At 63.3% G+C, this 19451-nt stretch carries 15 protein-coding genes; 9 read left to right on the top strand and 6 right to left on the bottom strand.

Annotation, left to right across the window (positions count from 1 at the left end):
• Positions 1–4 precede the first annotated feature (4 nt).
• Together AC1Z3V_RS31630 and xylF are read right to left on the bottom strand one after the other, a co-directional pair.
• Positions 5–1330, bottom strand: coding sequence for a sugar ABC transporter permease (locus tag AC1Z3V_RS31630; protein ID WP_483503975.1), 1326 nt, complete (start codon positions 1328–1330; stop codon positions 5–7).
• A gap of 226 nt (positions 1331–1556) precedes the next feature.
• Positions 1557–2594, bottom strand: a complete 1038-nt coding sequence (gene xylF / locus AC1Z3V_RS31625) for a D-xylose ABC transporter substrate-binding protein (RefSeq protein ID WP_429816374.1) — start codon at positions 2592–2594, stop codon at positions 1557–1559.
• Between the two features lie 334 nt (positions 2595–2928).
• Here xylF and AC1Z3V_RS31620 point away from each other — a divergent pair, with 334 nt between their 5' ends.
• Both AC1Z3V_RS31620 and AC1Z3V_RS31615 read left to right on the top strand, forming a co-directional pair.
• Positions 2929–4143, top strand: a complete 1215-nt coding sequence (locus tag AC1Z3V_RS31620; protein ID WP_483503974.1) for an ROK family transcriptional regulator — start codon at positions 2929–2931, stop codon at positions 4141–4143.
• A gap of 130 nt (positions 4144–4273) precedes the next feature.
• Positions 4274–6634: a bifunctional diguanylate cyclase/phosphodiesterase gene (locus tag AC1Z3V_RS31615; protein ID WP_483503973.1), complete on the top strand. Its 2361-nt coding sequence runs from the start codon at positions 4274–4276 to the stop codon at positions 6632–6634.
• 89 nt (positions 6635–6723) lie between these two features.
• Here the strand turns inward: AC1Z3V_RS31615 and iolG are convergent, their stop codons facing one another.
• Entirely contained in the window at positions 6724–7716 is a 993-nt protein-coding gene (gene iolG, locus AC1Z3V_RS31610) for an inositol 2-dehydrogenase (RefSeq protein ID WP_483503972.1), read from the bottom strand.
• Between the two features lie 343 nt (positions 7717–8059).
• Here iolG and AC1Z3V_RS31605 point away from each other — a divergent pair, with 343 nt between their 5' ends.
• Complete coding sequence (locus AC1Z3V_RS31605) at positions 8060–8314, top strand: hypothetical protein (RefSeq protein WP_483503971.1); 255 nt, start codon at positions 8060–8062, stop codon at positions 8312–8314.
• A 3-nt stretch (positions 8315–8317) separates the two neighbouring features.
• On the opposite strand, the gene AC1Z3V_RS31600 is transcribed toward AC1Z3V_RS31605, so the two are convergent.
• The gene (locus tag AC1Z3V_RS31600) at positions 8318–8767 is read right to left on the bottom strand and encodes a hypothetical protein (RefSeq protein WP_483503970.1); all 450 of its coding nucleotides are present in this window, start codon (positions 8765–8767) and stop codon (positions 8318–8320) included.
• 95 nt (positions 8768–8862) lie between these two features.
• Positions 8863–9843 carry a LysR family transcriptional regulator gene (locus AC1Z3V_RS31595; RefSeq protein WP_483503969.1) on the bottom strand — a complete coding sequence of 327 codons (981 nt, stop codon included), beginning with the start codon at positions 9841–9843 and terminating at the stop codon, positions 8863–8865.
• A 288-nt stretch (positions 9844–10131) separates the two neighbouring features.
• Here AC1Z3V_RS31595 and chvE point away from each other — a divergent pair, with 288 nt between their 5' ends.
• The 6 genes from chvE (at position 10132) to araD (ending at position 18508) form a co-directional block, all read left to right on the top strand.
• Positions 10132–11199: a multiple monosaccharide ABC transporter substrate-binding protein gene (chvE, locus tag AC1Z3V_RS31590; protein WP_173517495.1), complete on the top strand. Its 1068-nt coding sequence runs from the start codon at positions 10132–10134 to the stop codon at positions 11197–11199.
• A 98-nt stretch (positions 11200–11297) separates the two neighbouring features.
• Complete coding sequence (gene mmsA, locus AC1Z3V_RS31585; protein WP_429816358.1) at positions 11298–12833, top strand: multiple monosaccharide ABC transporter ATP-binding protein; 1536 nt, start codon at positions 11298–11300, stop codon at positions 12831–12833.
• Positions 12833–14041 (top strand): multiple monosaccharide ABC transporter permease, encoded by a 1209-nt coding sequence (mmsB, locus tag AC1Z3V_RS31580; protein ID WP_483503968.1) that lies wholly within the window; start codon positions 12833–12835, stop codon positions 14039–14041. Before mmsA ends, mmsB begins: the two co-directional genes overlap by 1 nt.
• 170 nt (positions 14042–14211) lie before the next feature.
• Positions 14212–15207, top strand: a complete 996-nt coding sequence (gene araD1, locus AC1Z3V_RS31575; protein WP_483503967.1) for an AraD1 family protein — start codon at positions 14212–14214, stop codon at positions 15205–15207.
• A 67-nt stretch (positions 15208–15274) separates the two neighbouring features.
• Complete coding sequence (locus tag AC1Z3V_RS31570) at positions 15275–16708, top strand: aldehyde dehydrogenase family protein (protein WP_483503966.1); 1434 nt, start codon at positions 15275–15277, stop codon at positions 16706–16708.
• Positions 16709–16762: 54 nt separating this feature from the next.
• The gene (gene araD, locus AC1Z3V_RS31565) at positions 16763–18508 is read left to right on the top strand and encodes an L-arabinonate dehydratase (protein ID WP_483503965.1); all 1746 of its coding nucleotides are present in this window, start codon (positions 16763–16765) and stop codon (positions 18506–18508) included.
• 117 nt (positions 18509–18625) lie between these two features.
• Here araD and AC1Z3V_RS31560 read toward each other — a convergent pair whose 3' ends face one another.
• A complete protein-coding gene (locus AC1Z3V_RS31560) occupies positions 18626–19447 on the bottom strand; it encodes a transglutaminase family protein (protein ID WP_429816347.1) in 822 nt (273 codons plus the stop codon).
• Positions 19448–19451 lie beyond the last annotated feature (4 nt).

The raw sequence follows: 19451 nt of genomic DNA, 5'->3' as shown, positions 1-19451 counted from the left end.
CTCCTTACTTGGCGCGGGCGCGGTAGATGGTGTCGAGCCAGACGGCAACGACCAGAACCACACCGACGACGATGCGCTGGAATGGCGAGTCGATCCCCAGGAGCACCATGCCCGACTGTAGTGATTGCATGACGAGCGCGCCGATCATGGCGCCGGCGATCGTGCCGACACCGCCGGCGAGCGAGGTGCCGCCGATGACCGCGGCGGCGATCGTGTAGAGTTCGTCGAGTTCGCCCTGGGCGTTGGTTGCCGCATTGAGGCGGGCGGTCGAGATCGCCGCGGCGATGGCGCAGAGGATGCCCATCAGCGTGAAGATCTTGACGGTGACCCAGCGGGTCTTGATGCCGGCGAGTTCCGCAGCCTCAGGGTTGCCGCCGAGCGCGAAGACATAGCGGCCGAAGCGGAGCCGCGTGGCGATGAAGGTCATGATGATGCCGACGGCGATGGCGACGAGCACGGGGATAGCGATACCGTGCGAGATCTGCAGGCCGCCTTCGGGCCAGGCGATGCCGTTGGCGTCGGCATATTTGCGGGCGATGTTGGTCGGCCAGTAGTAGCTGTTGGCGACAGCGATCGCGCCGAGCACCAGGATACAGCCGAGGATCGCCAGGAAATACTCCGCCCAGACCGGACGCAGCGGGAAGCGGAAGCGCTTGCGCTGCTTGCGCGAATTGAGGATGGCGGCGACGATGGCGATGCAGGCGAGGATGCCGACGATCCAGCTTGCCGTTGCGCCGATCGACCCTTCGGTGCCGCCCCCCATGAGGCGGAAGGTGGCGTTCATCGGCGCGACCGTCTGGCCGCTGGTCACGAACCAGGTGGCACCGCGCCAGACGAGCAGGCCGCCGAGCGTGACGATGAAGGCGGGCACGTTGAGGAAGGCGATGATCGAGCCCTGGAGCGCGCCGATGGCTGCGCCGACGGCGATGCCGCTCAACAGCGTGATGATCCAGATGGCCGGATGCTCGAGGCCGAGATATTGCGGCAGGAATTTCACCTGCATGACGCCCATCACCATGCCGCAGAAGCCGAGCACGGAGCCGACGGAGAGGTCGATGTTGCGAGTGACGATGATCAGCACCATGCCGGTCGCCATCACGGCGACGGAGGAGGTCTGGACCGTCAGGTTCCACAGGTTGCGCGGCGTCAGGAACAGGCCGCCGGTCATGATCTGAAAACCGATCCAGATGATAACGAGCGCGCCGACCATGCCGAGCAGCCGGGTGTCGATTTCGGTGGCGCGGAAGAAGCGCTTCACCGGGTTTTCGTCCGCTGTGCGGGCGCGATTTGCTTGTGCGCCCTGCGTGTTGCCTTGTGTGATGTCGGCCATGGACGTGCCTTCCCCCACTTTTCGTGTTGATGTCGTCGCGTCAGGTGGCACCAGGAGCCGGGATCGACGCGACAAGTCCGGTGCGACGGCAGAGATCGAGCGTTTTCGTTGGGCTGCGCGGTCGCGGAAGCGGCATTGTCCGCCGGGCTCGTACCTTGCGCAAGCGCCGCAACGGGTTGCGTTGCGGCGCTTGTCTGACGTCAGCGCTCAGTTCTGCTGATGCGGTTTACTCGCAAGCCGCGACGTCGCCCTTGACGCCTTGGCAGGCTTCCGCCTTGGAGATCCAGCCCGCGTCGATGACGACGTTCAAGTTGTCCTTGGTGATCGGCAGCGGTGCGAGGAAGACCGACTGCATGGCCACGCCCTTCGGTCCGCCGTTGAAGGTGGTGACGCCGGCGATTTCTTCCATCTTCTTGCCGCCGGCCAGTTCGACCGCGACTTCCGCCGCGCGCTTGCCGAGTTCACGGGAGTCCTTCCAGACCGACACGGTCTGCGTGCCGAGCGCCACGCGGTTCAGTGCCGCCTTGTCGGCGTCCTGGCCGGAGACCGGGACCGAGCCGGCGAGGCCCTGCGCATCGAGGGCTGCGATCGCGCCGCCCGCCGTACCGTCGTTCGAGGCGACGACCGCATCGACCTTGTTGTCGTTGGCGGTCAGGAACTGCTCCATGTTCTTCTGGGCGTTCTCCGGCTTCCAGCCGTCCGTGTAGGCTTCGCCGACGTTCTTGATCTTGCCGGCGTCGACGGCTTCCTTCAGCACTTCCATCTGTCCGGAGAAGAGGAAGTCGGCGTTCGGGTCGGCCGAGGAACCCTTGATGAAGACGTAGTTGCCTTCCGGCTTCACCTTGAACACTTCGCGGGCCTGCATGCGGCCGACTTCCTTGTTGTCGAAGGTGATGTAGAAGGCGGCAGGGTTTTCGATCAGGCGGTCGTAGCCGACGACCGGAATGCCTTCGGCGGCGGCCTTTTCGATGGCCGGGCCGATGGCGTCGCTGTCCTGGGCGAGCACGATCAGTGCATTGGCGCCCTGGGCGATCAGCGACTCGACGTCAGTCAGTTGCTTGGCTGCGGACGACTGCGCGTCGGCAGAGATGTACTTGTCACCGGACGCTTCCAGTGCGGCCTTGATGGCGGCTTCGTCGGTTTTCCAGCGCTCTTCCTGGAAGTTGGACCAGGAAACGCCGACGACCAGGTCCTTCGCCTGGGCGACCGAATGCAGGGAAACGATGACGGCAACCCCTGCCATCAGCTTCAAAACGGATTTCATTTCATCCTCCCGAGTGAGGGCCGGCCGAGCGTGCGAACCTCCCGCACCATCCCCCGCCAGCCTTGAATGCTGTCGGAGATCGCGCCGCCACATCGTGCGGAATTATTTTCTCGACAGTCGAGAAAATGAATGTCATGGATTTTGGAGGCTGTCAACACGGCGCGAATGCGGTGATTGCGGCGTCAACAAGGTGCTTCGCGAGCGGTCTCGTGCGTTGTTTCTCGACCGTCGAGAAAATCGGTGCGACAAGGCGGTCGGCGCCTTGTCTTGCCGTTCAACAGATGCTTTGGGAGGGGCATGTGTTCGAAGGATCCGCCACTGACAGGGACGTCTCATGCTGACCAAGTCCAGCACTGAGCTCGTGCGTCAGCAGAACAGCGCGCTGGTCCTTGCGGCGCTCAGGCGTGCCGGCAATCTCTCCCATACGGAAATCTCGGCTGAGACGGGGCTTGCCTCGGCGACCGTTTCCGTGATCACCGCGGAACTGGAGAAGGCCGGGGTGCTCGCGAAGGCGGAGCAACAGGTTCAGGGTGGGCGAGGGCGGCCTCGTGTCCTCTTCACGCCGCGGCGCGACTACGGCCATCTCGTGGTCGTCAGGATCTCCTCCGACATCGTGCAATATTCGCTGGTCGATTACGACGGCACGCTTCTCGACCGTTTCGACGAAACGCGAAACCACGGCGAGCGCGGCACGGTTCCTTTCGCCCGCGCATTCGTGGATGCGCTCGAACGCCTGCTGCAGCGTTCGAGGCTGGAGCGGGATCGGGTGCTCGCCGTTTCGATCAGCAGCAAGGGCCTAGTCGACAGCGAGGCCGCGCGGCTTTTATGGTCGCCGGTCTTCGGCCGGGAAGAGCTGGATTTCGCTGCGTTGCTTGCGCCGCAGTGGCGCGCGAAAGTCATGCTCAGCAACGAGACGCTGCTGGTCGCGCAGGCGCTCGCCGCCCAGGCCGAGCGCAAGCCTGAGGGCGGGTTCAGGGCGCTTGCGGCGATCTCGCTCGGCCACAGCATCGGCCTCGGCGTCGCCCGCAAGAACCAGAGCGGGGAGATGGACGTCAGCGCACCCAACTTCGGCCATATGCTGCATGCGCCGTCGGCCGGCCTGTGCCGTTGCGGCGCCTATGGCTGCATCGAGGCGGCTGCGGGCTTCTATGGGATTCTGCGTGCGGCGTTCGAGGTGCCGGCGGATACCATCCCCGCCAAATTCGTTCCCGTCGCCGAGCTCGACAAGATCGCCGTCAGTGCGCGGCAGGGGCATCGCATGGCCGGCTATGCGTTCCGCCAGGCGGGCATCGCGCTCGGCAACGGCATCTCGCGCATGCTGAGCCTCTACGAACGCATGCCCGTCCACGTCACCGGCCCCGGCATCCGCTACTTCGATCTCATGTTGCCGGGCATCGAGGAGGGACTTGCCCAATCGATGCAGGTTCGTCTCCAGGGCGCTCCCGAAATATTGGTCGTGCCCGACGAGCAACGCCTCGTCTTCGAGGGGCATCTGGAGCGGGCGCTGGGCGCGATCGATGCCGATATCGCCACCACCGGCCTTTCGTGATGCTCGGCTGACGTTGGATCGCCAGGCGCGACCATTTTTGGGGTTGTGTCGAAAGCGAACACCCTTGGTAATACAATTTACAGTTATTTAGCGACTCCTTGTCAATGTGGCCGTGACGCGGGAGACGTCTATGTTTTCAGTGATTGCATGCATACGCGACGATCATGACTGGCGGCTCATCGTGGCCGCCGCGATCGTCTGCCTGGCAGGCAGCGTCGCAACGATGTTGCTGCTGTTGCGTGCCCAGCGAAGCGAAGGCGGCCAGCGCAGCCTCTGGGTTGCCGCCAGCGGCCTTGCCTGCGGTTTCGGCGTCTGGTCGACGCACTTCATCGCGATGCTGGCCTATGACGGTGGCGTGCCGGTTGCTTACGGCCTCTGGGGTACCGCCCTGTCGATGGTCGTAGCCATAGCCGCGTCGTGTATCGCCTTTGCAATCTGCCTCGGCGGTGGTTCGCGTCTGTCGATGGGCTGCGGCGGTTTCGTGCTTGGTGCCGGTGTTGCGGCGATGCATTTCACCGGCATGCAGGCGATCGAGATTCACGGGCACATAGCCTACGATCTGCGAGCGACTGCTTCGGCGGTCGTCGCGGGAATGCTGCTGGCGGGTGCTGCGCTCTACGCCTTTCATGTCCTGCGCAGCATGCGGCGGTTGGTCGTCTCCTCACTGCTGCTGGTGCTGGCGATCTGTGCCATGCACTTCACATCGATGAGCGGCGTGACGCTGGTGCCGGAGGCCAGTGTCGCCGTCGCCGATACCATTCATCCCGCCTGGCTCGCCGGTGGGGTCATCGCCGCCTCGACCACTTTGATCGTCCTTGCCTTCGGCGCGCTCTTCGTCGATCGGCACCTGACCGATCTGCGGGGGCTCGCCAACGCCTCGCTCGAAGGCATGGCGATCGTTTTCGATGGCGTCATCGTCGAAGCCAATGAGCGGTTTTCCGGCCTCACCGGCCGGTCGCTTGCGGGACTGTCCGGGCGTCGCCCGTCCGAGATCTTCGTCTTCGGCGAGGAGGGGCTCGAGGGGCACAGGCGCGGGGATGGTCCGGGCGAGATCGACCTTCTGAATGCCGATGGGCGCACCATCCCCGTGGAATTCATGTGTCGGACGATCGAGTATCGTGGACGCGAATGCGAGGTGATCTTCGTGCGCGACTTGAGGGCAAGGAAGGAAGCCGAGCGCACGATCGAGCATCTGGCCCATCACGATGCGCTCACCGACTTGCCGAACCGCGCCTTCTTCGACCGAAGGCTGGCCCAGACGCTGGCGGCGGCCTCCGTGCGAGGCGAGGAACTGGCGATCCTCTGCCTCGATCTCGATCGCTTCAAGGCGGTCAACGACATCTTCGGCCACGGCGAAGGCGACCGCATCCTGCGCAAGGTCGCCGACATCCTGCGCGAGGCTGCCGGAGAGCAGGACACGATCGCCCGTCTCGGCGGTGACGAATTCGCAATCATCCAGGTGGGCGGCAAGCAGCCGCAGGCGGCGCGCCTGGTGACGGACCGCATCCTGGCGCTGTTTGCCGCGGAAATGGATACCAATCGCGACCCGACCGCCGTCGGCGTCAGCATCGGCGCCGCGCTTTATCCGACCGACGGGCAGACGGCAGATCAGCTGCGCAACAACGCCGACACGGCGCTCTACCGCGCCAAGCAGAGCGGCAAGGGTATCGCCTGTTTCTTCGACCGGGAGATGGATGAAGCGGTTCGCACCCGCCGGCAGATCGAAAACGACCTGCGCCATGCGGTGCTTCGCCGCCAGTTCTTTCTCGAATACCAGCCGCTGGTCGAGGTTCAGAGCGACAGGATCATCGGCTACGAGGCGCTTCTGCGCTGGAGCCATCCGCAGCGCGGGCTGATCGGGCCCGACGTGTTCATTCCGATCGCAGAGGAAAGCGGCTCGATCATCCAGATCGGCGAGTGGGTGCTGGAGCAGGCCTGCACGGAAGCGGCAAAATGGAATGAGCCGCTGCCGATTTCCGTCAACATCTCGCCGGTCCAGTTCCTGCTGCCCAATCTCTTCGACCAGGTCGCCAGCATCTTGCGCCGGACTGGCCTCGATCCCTGGCGACTGGAACTCGAAATCACCGAGGCGGCGTTGATGCACAATCGCGAGGATGTGCTGGCGGTGCTGGTGCGCCTGCGCATCCTCGGCGTCAGGATCGTCATGGACGATTTCGGCACCGGACATTCGTCGTTGAGCAACCTGCAGACTTTCCCCTTCGACAAGCTGAAGATCGATTGCAGCTTCACTGCCGCTCTCGAAAGGGATCCTTCGGCGCAGGCGATCGTCCGGGCGATCATCGCGCTCGGCCACAGCCTCAAGCTGGCGGTCGTGACCGAAGGCGTCGAGACCGAACGACAACGGCAGATCCTGGCGGAGGAAGGCTGCCTGCAGATCCAAGGCTTTCTTTCCGGTCGGCCGGGTGCTGCGCCCAGCACCGGCCGGGAAGCGCCGCGGTGGGAGAAGATGCCGGCTTGCGCCGAGGGCTGAGATGCCTCGGGCAACGGCTTGCAGAGTGTGGCTGTAAAAAAAGGCCGGGCATGTGGCGCCCGGCCTGCACGTTTCCTTGGCGCGCGGTGTTACGCCACGCTGATCTGGCGCTTTTCGACAACCGACTTTACGGCTGCGTCGGCGAGCGCCAGTGCGGCAAGGCCGTCCTTGCCGGAAGGCGTGATCTCGGCGCCCTTTTCGATCGTGGCGATGAAGCTCTCAATCTCGTTGGCATAGGCTTCGGTATAGCGGGTCATGAAGAAGTCGTGCAGCGGCGGGCGGGTGTAGCCATCGCCGTTGGCGATCTCGATCGACACCGGCCGCTGGTTCTCAGCCGAAACGACGCCCTTTGAGCCGTGCACTTCGATGCGCTGGTCATAGCCATAGGTGGCGCGGCGGGAGTTGGAGATGATGGCCTGCTTGCCGGATGCCGTCTGCAGAATTACCGAGACGCTGTCATAATCGCCGGCTTCGCCGATCGCCTTGTCGACGAGAACGGCGGCGGTCGCCGTCACCGAGACCGGCTCCTCGCCGAGCAGGAAGCGGGCCATGTCGAAGTCGTGGATGGTCATGTCGCGGAAGATGCCGCCCGAACGCTTGATGTAGTCGACCGGCGGGGCGCCCGGATCGCGCGAGGTGATCGTCACCATCTCGACGTCGCCGATCTTGCCGGCGTCGATCGCCTTGCGCACGGCCATGAAATGCGGGTCGAAGCGACGGTTGAAGCCGACCATCAGCTTGGCCTTGGTTTCGGTGACCACCTTGAGGCAGGCCTTGACGCGCTCGACGTCGAGATCGACAGGCTTTTCGCAGAAGATCGCCTTGCCGGCGCGGGCGAAACGCTCGATCAGGTCGGCATGGGTGTCGGTCGGGGTGCAGATGACGACGGCGTCGATGTCCTTGGCGGCTTCGATCGCTTCGATGGTGCGCACGTCGCAGCCATACTGCTTGGCGATGGCTTCGGCAGCGGCGGGGAAGGCATCGGCAACGGCAACAAGCACCGCGTCCGGATTGCCGCTGACGGCTTTCGCGTGAACCTTGCCGATGCGTCCGGCGCCCAGAAGACCAAATCTGACTGTCATCTCTGTTTCTCTCGAAGTCCGGTTCGCGACCGGGAAGGGGCGTGATGATCGGCGCTCATCGCGCAAAGGCGCCGCGGAATAGCGTTTCCGCGAATGGGTCGAAAAGTTGCCACGAAAGATCGCGCGTTGGAACGCTGCGCCGGCGCCTCTCCCTTGGTACCTCCGCTGTCCGGTCAGCCACCCAATCCCGCATGATCGGAATGAAACGGCCGATAAGTACATTTTCGGAATTTTTATTCTATTTTTGCGCTTCCCGTCAAGGGGCGTTCGTGGTCCGAGGCTTGCCGTTGTGGACGAACTTCTCGTAAATGGAGCACTTAAGATAAAGTTGCCAGAGGACAGAATGATCAAGTTCATCGACCCGGATCACCCCTTTTACCGCCCGCTGTGGATCCGTCTGCTGATCGTTCTCTTCTGCGCCGTGTGGACGGTGGTCGAGTTCGTTGGCGAGCAGACACTTTGGGGCATGATCTTCCTGGCGATCACCGCCTACGCCTCGGCGGCGCTGTTGATCTTCTACAGACCGAGCGAAAAGGGCGAGGCAAAGGCCGAGGACGAGGAGCAGGACAAGGGCGACGAAGGCGGCACCACCGGCTGAGGATTACGGGGCCGGGCTGTTCGCACGCACCTGTCGAGAGGCTTCGTCGATCAGCATGTTGGCGAGTTTCATCCGCGCGGTCGCATTGGTGCGGAAGGCGGCCGGTAGCCGGTCCGGGTGGTTCAGGCCAGCGAATGCCCGCCGCTTCGCAGCAAGCGTCGCTTGCGTTTCGTCGTCCGCAAGCGCCAGTTCCTCGGCTATCTCCGCAAGGCTCGTACGGGTGAGAAAGTCGGGCATGACGGGCGCGGGCGGCGGCTCCACGAAAGATGCATCAAGATAGGCGCGCTCGACCGCACCGAAGGAAGCCAGGCCAACGCTTTCGGCGGTAAAGGTGCTGTCGAACGCGGGGGCATAGGGCGTAGCGACACGTGTCGCTTCGGCCGGTGCCGGTTCGCTATCCTTTTCCGTTTTCAGTCGCTCGAGCACCGACTGAAAGACTGACATTCCAAACATGGCGCCTCCAATGGAGGCGCACCATGGCAGGCGGAGATTATCCCGGGCTGATCATTCGATCATGCCGGGCTGATCATCCGATCATGCCGGGCGGGTCATGCCCGTCCCTGCTTCAGGATGAGGTCGTAGAGCAGCTTGGCGCTCGGCGGCAGTGCGCGTCCCTCCGCCGTGATCAGCCCGTAGGGCTTGATGCGGATCGGGATTTCGGTCTTGAGGATGCGGATTTCTCCGGCCGGCGTGCGGTTGCCGGCAATCAGGTTGGCGACGTCGAGCGCCACCGGCGCGATCGCGTTGGTGTTGCGCACGATGGAGAGCGTCAGGATGATCGACGAGGTGTTGATCACGGTCGCCGGCAGCCTGACCCCGGCGGACATGAAGCTGTCCTCGACGGCGCGTCTGAGCAGCGTGCCCGGCGGCTGGAACACCCAGTCATAGGAGGGCAGGTCCTCGGCGCCGACCACGGGCTTGTCGAGCAGCGGATGGCCATCACGCACGATCAGGCAGACCTCCTCGTAACCGATTTCCACCATGTTGAAGAGCCGCGGCGGCTGGTCGTCGGGGATGCGCCCGATGATGAAGTCGTGCCGCGCGGCGAGCAGTTCCCTCGCCAGCACGTTGCTGTTTTCGATCTGGACGTTGATTTCGATGCCGGGATAGGCGGTGATCACCTGGCGAATGGCGGGGACTGCGAGGTTGAGTGCCGGGCCGGTGACGGAGCCCAGCGAGACCGAGCCACCGCTGCCGGTCTTGAGTTCGCTGATTTCGCGAGAGGCCTCCCGAAGCTCCAGAAAGATCGTCCGCGCGCGCCGCGCCAGCGCCTCGCCATAGGGTGTCAGTTCAACGCCACGGGCCACGCGTTCGCAGACCGGCGCCTTCAGCATGGTCTCGATTTCCGACAGCATGCGCGAGGCGGCCGGCTGCGAGATTCCGAGGGCTTCGGCGGCGGCGCTGATGCGCCTGTGATCGTCGATCGCGAGAATCAGCCGGAGGTGGCTGATCTTCAGGCCGGAGCGGAAGAGCGCCGAATCGAAGAGTTCACCGGTCGTGCCGGCGGCACCGGGCTTCTGGTCGCGCATTCTCCGCCTCCTTCATTTTCCCCTTGGTTTTCAAGGATTTTCAAAAATCACACTGTTTGCAAGTGCTATATCATTTTTGGTATGCATTCAAAGCGATATTGTATTTGACAGTTATATGTTTTGATTCCAGTTTTTACTCATGTGCCAGCGCATGTGGGAGCATGCGAGGCGGGGAGGCCTCTCCTTCACCTTGATCCGCAGCCAGGGACGAAGATCTCGGGCGGCGGATTACTGCGCATAGACGGGAAGGCTTTGCCTGCCGGCTTCAACTTTTTTGGGAGAGAACTGATGAAATTGATGACTTCGCTTCTCGCAGCCGCTGCGATTTCGATCGCGTCCTTCGCTGCGCCGGTATTTGCGCAGGACAAGGGCACGGTCGGCATTTCCATGCCGACGAAGACGTCGACCCGCTGGATTTCCGACGGCGAGACGATGGAGAAGCTGTTCAAGGAAGCCGGCTACACCCCGGACCTGCAGTTCGCTGACGACGACATTCCGAACCAGCTCGCACAGATCGAGAACATGGTGACCAAGGGTGCCAAGGTTCTCGTCATCGGCGCCATCGACGGCACGACGCTCTCCGACATCCTGCAGAAGGCTCATGACGCAGGCGTCAAGGTTATTGCCTATGACCGCCTGATCCGCGACTCGGGCAACGTCGACTACTACGCCACCTTCGACAACTTCCAGGTCGGCGTGCAGCAGGCGACGTCGCTGGTCCAGGGCCTCAAGCTCGACGGTGCGACCGAGCCCAAGAACATCGAGCTCTTCGGTGGTTCGCCGGACGACAACAACGCCTTCTTCTTCTATGACGGCGCGATGTCGGTGCTGCAGCCGCTGATCGACAGCGGCAAGATCGTCGTCAAGTCCGGCCAGAAGGGCATGGACCAGGTCGGCACGCTGCGTTGGGACGGTGCGGTTGCCCAGGCCCGCATGGAAAACCTGCTGTCGTCGAACTACACCGACGCCAAGGTCGATGGCGTGCTGTCGCCCTATGACGGCCTCTCGATCGGCATTATCTCGGCGCTGAAGGGCGTCGGCTACGGCTCGGGCGACATGCCGATGCCTGTTGTCACCGGTCAGGACGCGGAACTGCCGTCGGTCAAGTCGATCCTCGCCGGCGAACAATATTCGTCGATCTTCAAGGATACGCGCGAACTGGCAAAGGTCACCGTCGGCATGGTCAATGCGATCATGGACGGCAAGGAGCCGGAAGTGAACGACACCAAGACCTATGAAAACGGCGTCAAGGTCGTTCCGTCCTACCTGCTGAAGCCGGTTGCCGTCGACAAGTCCAACGTCAAGGACGTGCTCGTCAGCTCGGGCTACTACACCGAAGACCAGATCAACAACTGATCTTTTTGAGCGCGGGGGCCCGTGCCACGGCACGGACCCCTTTTATCCAGGTGACGGAGCCGGTACTCTCTCGCAGACTGCCGCTGGAATGACTGAAAATGGACAATATCATTCTTGAAATGCGGGGCATCACCAAGACGTTTCCGGGCGTCAAGGCGCTGGACAATGTCAGCTTCAAGGTCCGCGAAGGTGAAATTCACGCACTCGTCGGCGAGAACGGCGCCGGCAAGTCGACGCTGATGAAGGTGCTGAGCGGCGTCTATCCCGCCGGCACCTATGACGGCGAGATCCACTATGACGGCGAAGCCCGACGCTTCTCGACGATTTCCGACAGCGAAGACCTCGGTATCATCATCATTCACCAGGAACTGGCGCTGGTGCCGCTGCTCTCGATCGCCGAGAACATCTTCCTCGGCAACGAGATCGCCAGCAACGGCGTGATCCACTGGCCGCAGACCTTCGCCCGCACGCAGGAACTCCTGAAGAAGGTGGGCCTGAGCGAATCCCCGGCAACGCTCATCACCGACATTGGCGTCGGCAAGCAGCAGCTGGTCGAGATCGCCAAGGCGCTATCGAAGAAGGTGCGGCTCCTGATCCTCGACGAGCCGACCGCCTCGCTCAACGAGACCGATTCCGATGCGCTGCTGAAGCTCCTGATGGAGTTTCGCACGCAGGGCATGACCTCGATCATCATTTCGCACAAGCTGAACGAGATCCGGAAGGTCGCCGACCAGATCACCATCCTGCGCGACGGCGGCACGGTCGAGACGCTCGACTGTCACAGCGAAGACATCGGCGAAGACCGGATCATCAAGGGCATGGTCGGCCGCGCCATGGAAGACCGCTATCCGCCGCGCGAGCCGAATATCGGCGAGACGCTGCTGGAGGTGAAGAACTGGAACGTCTTCCACCAGCATCACCGCGACCGGCAGTTCCTGCACGACGTCAATTTCACCGTGCGCGCCGGCGAGGTCGTCGGCATCGCCGGGCTGATGGGCGCCGGGCGCACCGAAACGGCCATGAGCCTCTTCGGCAAGTCCTGGGGCCACAAGATCACCGGTGAGGTGACGATGCGCGGGAAGCCCGTCGATGTCAGCACCATTTCGCGGGCGATCGACGCGGGTCTCGCTTACGTTACCGAGGACCGCAAGCAACTCGGCCTCGTGCTGATCAACAACATCAAGGAGAACACGACGCTCTCCAACCTGAAGGCGGTTGCGGCAAACGGCGTCATCGACGACCGCAAGGAAGCGAAGGTCGCCTCCGACTATCGCTCGAAGCTGCGCATCCGTTCGCACTCGATCTATCAGGAAACGGTCAACCTTTCGGGCGGCAACCAGCAGAAGGTCGTGCTGTCCAAATGGCTGTTCACCAATCCGGAAGTTCTCATTCTCGACGAGCCGACACGCGGTATCGATATCGGCGCGAAGTATGAGATCTACACCATCATCAACCAGCTTGCCGCCGAGGGCAAAGGCATCCTGATGATTTCATCGGAAATGCCGGAGCTGCTTGGAACCTGCGATCGCATCTACGTCATGAACGAGGGCCGCATCGTCGCCGAGCTCTCGAAGGCGGAAGCGAGCCAGGAATCCATCATGCGTGCCATCATGCGTTCAGGGGAGAAACACTAATGGTCGCCGATACGAGCACCCAAACCAACAAACCCTCGATCGGGGATTATCTTCGGAACAACATCCGCGAATACGGCCTGCTCGTCGCACTCGTCGTGATCATGCTGTTCTTCCAGTTCGTGACCAGCGGCGTGTTGTTCAAGCCGGTCAACATCACCAACCTGGTGCTGCAGAACTCGTTCATCGTCATCATGGCGCTCGGCATGCTGCTGATCATCGTCGCCGGCCATATCGACCTGTCGGTCGGTTCGATCGTCGCCTTTATCGGTGCGATCTCGGCGATCATGCTGGTCAAATGGGGTCTGCCGGCCATTGTCGTCATCCCGGCCTGTCTGATCGTCGGCGGCATCATGGGGGCGGCCCAGGGCTACTGGGTGGCCTACCAGAAGATCCCGTCCTTCATCGTGACGCTTGCCGGCATGCTGGTCTTCCGCGGGCTCACCTATGTGGTGCTCGGCGGCCGCCCGATCGGCCCGTTCCCGAAAGAATTCCAGCTGCTGTCGACCGGCTTCGTTCCGGACTTCCTCTATTTCCTCAATCCGGCACCCGAGACCATTCAGAACGTGGTGGCACTCATCGCCGTTATCGCGCTCGTCGGCTACGCGATCTATGCGGGCCTTCGCGACCGCAAGATCAACGAGCAGCACGGCACGGAGAACGAGCCCTTCGTCTTCTTCGCGGTGCAGATGGCGGTGATCGCCGCCGTGGCGCTGTTCATCGGTTTCCAGCTTGCGACCTATCGCGGCCTTCCGAACGTGCTGATCGCCATGGCCGTTCTCATTGCGCTCTATACCTTCATCACCACGCGCTCGACGATCGGCCGCCGCATCTATGCCATGGGCGGCAACGTCAAGGCGACCAAGCTCTCGGGCATCAATACCGAGCGGCTGACCTTCTATACCTTCGTCAACATGGGCGTGCTGGCGGCACTCGCCGGCATGATCATCACCGCCCGCCTCAATTCGGCGACGCCCAAGGCCGGCGTCGGCTTCGAGCTCGACGTCATCGCGGCCTGCTTCATCGGCGGCGCCTCGGCATCCGGCGGTGTCGGCAAGATCATCGGCGCGGTGATCGGCGCCTTCATCATGGGCGTGATGAACAACGGCATGTCGATCATGGGCATCGGCATCGACTACCAGCAGCTGATCAAGGGTCTCGTCCTGCTCGCTGCCGTCTTCTTCGATGTCTACAACAAGAACAAGGGTTGAGCCGAAAGCCATAAGACCCGACGCGAACCAGTAACATTCACCGGCAGCCGCGGTTGCCAGGATCGGCGGATTGGCCCGCTGGAATTGGGTGGCGAAAGTCACCCACGGGGACGCTTTTGCCTTGAGAAGGCGAAGACTGCGACCCGAACGACGACAGGAAGGACAGGATCGTGCTGATTTCGCAGATCAGGAACGAAGACGGATCGATAACGGTCGCGGTGCGCTTGCCCGGCGAAACCGCGCATGCGGTCAAGGGCGCTGCAAGCGTCTATGCCCTGGCGATGGAAGCGGCCAATGCCGGGCGCAGCCTGAAGGAGACGATCGAGGCCAAGGGTCTCGGGGCCGCCGTCGACCTCGACAAGGCCTATGCGGAGGGACGCTTCCTGCCGCCGATCACCCATCCGGATCCGGCGCACCTGCACCTGACCGGCACGGGCCTCACCCATCTTGGCTCCGCCGCGACCCGCGACGCCATGCACAAGAAGGCGAGCGAGGCGGTCGAGGAAACGCTGACGGACTCGATGAAGATGTTCCGCATGGGCCTCGAAGGCGGCAAGCCGAAGGCCGGCGAAATCGGCGTGCAGCCGGAATGGTTCTACAAGGGCAACGGCACCAGCGCCGTGGCCCCCGGTGCTGCGCTCGGCTCGCCTTCCTTTGCCGAGGACGGCGGCGAAGAGCCGGAAATGGCCGGCATCTACGTAATCTCCGACAAGGGGGTGCCGTGCCGCATCGGCTTTGCCGTCGCCAACGAGTTCTCCGACCACAAGACCGAGCGGGTCAACTATCTCTGGCTGGCGCATTCGAAGCTGCGGCAGGCGAGCTTCGGTCCGGAAATCCGCATCGGCGCAGCGCCGGAAGATATCCGCGGCATGTCGCGGATCCTGCGTGGCGGCAAGGTACTGTGGGAGAAACCGTTCCTGTCTGGCGAAGCCAACATGTCGCACAGTTTCGCCAATCTTGAGCATCATCATTTCAAGTACGAACTGTTCCGCCAGCCGGGCGACATCCACGTTCACATGTTCGGGACGGCGACGCTCTCCTTCGGCGATGGCATCCGCACCGAGGAAGGCGACGTGTTCGAGATCGAGGCGTCGGGCTTCGGCCTTCCGCTTCGCAACGCCCTTGCCATCGCCGCGGAAGAACAGGTCGCCATAAGCCAGCTCTGACACATCTCCTAAGCGCGACCGTTCACCCGGAGCGGTCATGCGCCTTTATCAAGGAGGCTCGAAGCCTATGACATTGCACCAGAACCTGATTGCCGGCGAATGGGTCGGCGGCGACGGGGTTGCCAACATCAACCCGTCGAACACCAATGACGTGGTGGGCGAATATGCCCGCGCCTCGGCTGACGATGCGCGGGCGGCGATCGCGGCCGCCAAGGCGGCATTTCCCGCCTGGTCGCGCTCCGGCATCCTCGAGCGCCATGCGATCCTGAGGAAGGCCGCCGACGAGATCCTCGCCCGCAAGGACGAGCTCGGAAAGCTCCTGTCGCGCGAGGAAGGCAAGACGCTGGTCGAAGGCATCGGCGAGACCGTGCGTGCCGGCCAGATCTTCGATTTCTTCGCCGGCGAGTGCCTGCGCCTGGCTGGCGAAGTGCTGCCGTCGGCGCGGCCCAATATCGGCGTCGAGATCACCCGCGAGCCGGTCGGCGTCGTCGGCATCATCACCCCCTGGAACTTCCCGATCGCCATTCCCGCCTGGAAGATCGCCCCGGCGCTCTGCTACGGCAACACCGTCGTCTTCAAGCCGGCCGAACTGGTACCCGGCAGTTCCTGGGCGATCGTCGACATCCTGCACCGCGCCGGCCTGCCGAAGGGTGTCTTGAACCTTGTCATGGGCAAGGGCTCGGTCGTCGGCCAGGCGATGCTCGACAGTCCCGACATCCACGCCATCACCTTCACCGGCTCGGTCGGCACCGGCAAGCGGGTCGCTGCCGCCTCCGTCGAGCACAATCGCAAGTACCAGCTGGAGATGGGCGGCAAGAACCCCTTCGTCGTGCTCGACGACGCCGATCTTTCTGTGGCGGTCGAGGCGGCGGTCAATTCCGCCTTCTTCTCCACCGGCCAGCGCTGCACCGCGTCCTCGCGCATCATCGTCACCGAGGGCATTCATGATCGTTTCGTGGCGGCCATGGGCGAACGGATGAAGGGGCTGACGATCGATGACGCCTTGAAGGCCGGCACCCATATCGGCCCGGTGGTCGACGAGAGCCAGCTCAACCAGGACACCGACTACATCGCCATCGGCAAGCAGGAAGGCGCCAAGCTGGCCTTTGGCGGCGAGCTTCTGAAGCGCGACACGCCCGGCTTCTACCTGCAGCCGGCGCTGTTCACCGAGGCGACGAATGCGATGCGCATCAGCCGGGAAGAGATCTTCGGGCCGGTCGCCGCCGTCATCCGCGTCCGCGACTACGACGAAGCGCTCGCCGTCGCCAACGACACACCCTTCGGCCTGTCCTCCGGCATCGCCACCACCAGCCTCAAGCACGCGACCCATTTCAAACGCAATGCCGAAGCCGGCATGGTGATGGTCAACCTGCCGACGGCGGGCGTCGATTTCCACGTGCCCTTCGGCGGCCGCAAGGGCTCGTCCTACGGCTCGCGCGAGCAGGGACGCTACGCTGCCGAGTTCTACACCACCGTCAAGACGGCCTACACCCTGGCCTAAGGGAAGCCGTGCAGGGCCCGCGTGATCTGCGCGGGCCGCTCAAGGAAGGAAAAGATGAAGAAGAAAGCTGAGTGGCCGCGCAAGCTCCGTTCCCAGGAGTGGTTCGGCGGTACGGGCAAGAATGCCATCATGCATCGCTCCTGGATGAAGAACCAGGGTCTGCCCGCCGACACGTTCGACGGGCGGCCGATCATCGGCATCTGTAACACCTGGTCGGAGCTGACGCCATGCAACGCGCATTTGCGCGACCTTGCCGAGCGGGTGAAGCGTGGCGTCTACGAGGCGGGCGGCTTTCCGGTCGAGTTTCCGGTCTTCTCCGTCGGCGAAAGCACGCTGCGCCCGACGGCGATGATGTTCCGCAATCTTGCGGCGATGGACGTGGAAGAGGCGATCCGCGGCAATCCGGTCGATGGCGTCGTGTTGCTCGGCGGCTGTGACAAGACCACGCCGAGCCTGCTGATGGGGGCTGCCAGCGTCGATATCCCGGTCATCCTCGTCTCCGGCGGCCCGATGCTGAACGGCAAGTGGCGCGGCAAGGACGTCGGCTCCGGCACGGCGATCTGGCAATTCTCGGAAATGGTGAAATCCGGCGAGATGTCGCTGGCCGAGTTCATGGATGCAGAGCAGGGCATGGCCCGCTCGGCGGGAAGCTGCATGACCATGGGCACCGCTTCCACCATGGCCTCGATGGCGGAAGCCTTGGGAATGACGCTGCCCGGCAATGCGGCAATCCCCGCGGTCGACGCACGTCGGCGGGTGATCTCGCAGCTTTCCGGCCGCCGCATCGTCGAGATGGTCAAGGAGGACCTGAAGCCCTCGGACATCCTGACGAAAGAGGCCTTCGAGAATGCCATCCGCGTCAACGGTGCCGTCGGCGGCTCGACCAACGCCGTGCTCCACCTCCTGGCGCTTGCCGGCCGCATCGGCGTCGACCTGACGCTCGACGATTGGGATCGCCTCGGCCGCGACGTACCGACGATCGTCAACCTGCAGCCGTCGGGCAAATACCTGATGGAGGAGTTCTATTACGCCGGTGGCCTTCCGGTCGTGATCAAGGCCGTCGGCGAAATGGGCCTCTTGCATAAGGAGGCGCTGACGGTCACCGGCGATACGATCTGGACCGACGTCAAGGATGCGGTGAACTACAACGACGACGTCATCGTGCCGCGCGACAAGGCGCTGACCAAGTCCGGCGGCATCGCGGTGCTGCGCGGCAACCTGGCGCCGAAGGGCTGCGTCCTGAAGCCATCCGCCGCTTCGCCGCACCTGATGCAGCACAAGGGCCGCGCCGTCGTGTTCGAGAGCATCGAGGACTACCACGCCCGCATCAATCGCGACGATCTCGATATCGACGAGACTTGCATCATGGTGCTGAAATATTGCGGCCCGAAGGGTTATCCCGGCATGGCCGAGGTCGGTAATATGGGCCTGCCGCCGAAAGTCCTGAAGAAGGGCATCACCGACATGATCCGCATTTCCGATGCGCGCATGTCCGGCACGGCCTATGGCACGGTTATTCTGCACACCGCACCGGAGGCGGCCGATGGCGGTCCGCTGGCGCTCGTGGAGAATGGCGACATGATCGCCGTCGACGTGCCGGCTCGCACCATCCACCTCGAGGTTTCGGATGAGGAACTGGCCCGCCGTCGCGCGGCCTGGGTGTCGCCGGTGAAGCCGCTTGCCGGTGGCTATGGCGGCCTCTACGTCAAGACGGTCATGCAGGCCGATACCGGCGCGGATCTGGACTTCCTCGTCGGTCCGCGCGGCGCGGACATTCCGATGAACCGCGACAGCCACTGATTTTTCTGGCTGTTGGAATGCAATGCCGCACCGCTTGTCGGTGCGGCATTTCCATTTTTGATCCGATCGATCGAAAGAGTGCGCAAGCTTTGCGCGCCATCGCGAAAGTTACCGGTCTTATGACTGGCTCTGACTCTGGCTTTGCTGTTGTTCGACCGTCACCGATACTTTGAGCGTCTCCTTGGCTTCGCCATGGATCAGGCCCGATATAGGTGCGGCGTCGCGGTAGCAGAGGCCAGAGGCGATCCGGACATAGCGGTCGTTGGGGCAAATCTTGTTGGCGGCGTCGAAGCCGACCCAGCCCAGTCCGTTCAGATGAATTTCCGCCCAGGCGTGGCTCGCCGTTTGGTCAGGCTGACCCTCCATCATCAGATAGCCTGAGATGTAACGGGCCGGCAGGTCGAGCGAGCGCGCCGCCGCGATCAGGATATGGGCGTGGTCCTGGCAGACGCCGCGGCCGCTTTCCAGCGCATCCTCGGCCGTCGTCTCCGCATGGGTCTCGCCGGGCTTGTACTCCACCGCCTCGTGGATCGTCGCCATCAGCGCATGCATGCGGGCAAGATCGGTATCGCCCTCGGCGGATTTCGCAAGCTCGCGGATCAATTTGCCGGCCTTGGTCAGAGGCGTCTCGCGGGCATAGAGCCACAGCGGCACGTAGGACTGATGCGGGCCGAAGACGCCGGCGCGGTCCTCCGTATGGACCTCGCCCGAGGCGGTGATGCGGATCGCCTCGCGGTCGCCGTCGACGCTGACCAGGTGAACCCGGTTGCCGAAGTGATCGTCGTAGCTCACTTCGATCGCGGCGCCGTCAACCAGCGTCTGCCAGCCGAGCACGGTCTGGCCAGGCTGGGTCAACGGCGTCAGCCGCAGGCGCTGCAGCGCGTATTGCACGGGCTCGTCATAGTGGTATTCGGTCGTGTGGCTGATCTTCAGGTGCATGCCA

Source organism: Ensifer sp. 38_S197, assembly GCF_056924495.1.
Note: the sequence above shows the minus strand (reverse complement) of the source record. Positions and strands in the feature narration are given on the sequence as shown.

Coding starts and splice junctions, on each gene's coding strand:
- AC1Z3V_RS31620 (WP_483503974.1), top strand. CDS start 2,929: ATGCTGACCAAGTCCAGCACTGAGCTCGTGCGTCAGCAGAACAGCGCG.
- xylF (WP_429816374.1), bottom strand. CDS start 2,594: ATGAAATCCGTTTTGAAGCTGATGGCAGGGGTTGCCGTCATCGTTTCC.
- AC1Z3V_RS31630 (WP_483503975.1), bottom strand. CDS start 1,330: ATGGCCGACATCACACAAGGCAACACGCAGGGCGCACAAGCAAATCGC.
- chvE (WP_173517495.1), top strand. CDS start 10,132: ATGAAATTGATGACTTCGCTTCTCGCAGCCGCTGCGATTTCGATCGCG.
- mmsA (WP_429816358.1), top strand. CDS start 11,298: ATGGACAATATCATTCTTGAAATGCGGGGCATCACCAAGACGTTTCCG.
- araD (WP_483503965.1), top strand. CDS start 16,763: ATGAAGAAGAAAGCTGAGTGGCCGCGCAAGCTCCGTTCCCAGGAGTGG.
- AC1Z3V_RS31595 (WP_483503969.1), bottom strand. CDS start 9,843: ATGCGCGACCAGAAGCCCGGTGCCGCCGGCACGACCGGTGAACTCTTC.
- mmsB (WP_483503968.1), top strand. CDS start 12,833: ATGGTCGCCGATACGAGCACCCAAACCAACAAACCCTCGATCGGGGAT.
- AC1Z3V_RS31560 (WP_429816347.1), bottom strand. CDS start 19,447: ATGCACCTGAAGATCAGCCACACGACCGAATACCACTATGACGAGCCC.
- AC1Z3V_RS31570 (WP_483503966.1), top strand. CDS start 15,275: ATGACATTGCACCAGAACCTGATTGCCGGCGAATGGGTCGGCGGCGAC.
- AC1Z3V_RS31605 (WP_483503971.1), top strand. CDS start 8,060: ATGATCAAGTTCATCGACCCGGATCACCCCTTTTACCGCCCGCTGTGG.
- AC1Z3V_RS31600 (WP_483503970.1), bottom strand. CDS start 8,767: ATGTTTGGAATGTCAGTCTTTCAGTCGGTGCTCGAGCGACTGAAAACG.
- AC1Z3V_RS31615 (WP_483503973.1), top strand. CDS start 4,274: ATGTTTTCAGTGATTGCATGCATACGCGACGATCATGACTGGCGGCTC.
- iolG (WP_483503972.1), bottom strand. CDS start 7,716: ATGACAGTCAGATTTGGTCTTCTGGGCGCCGGACGCATCGGCAAGGTT.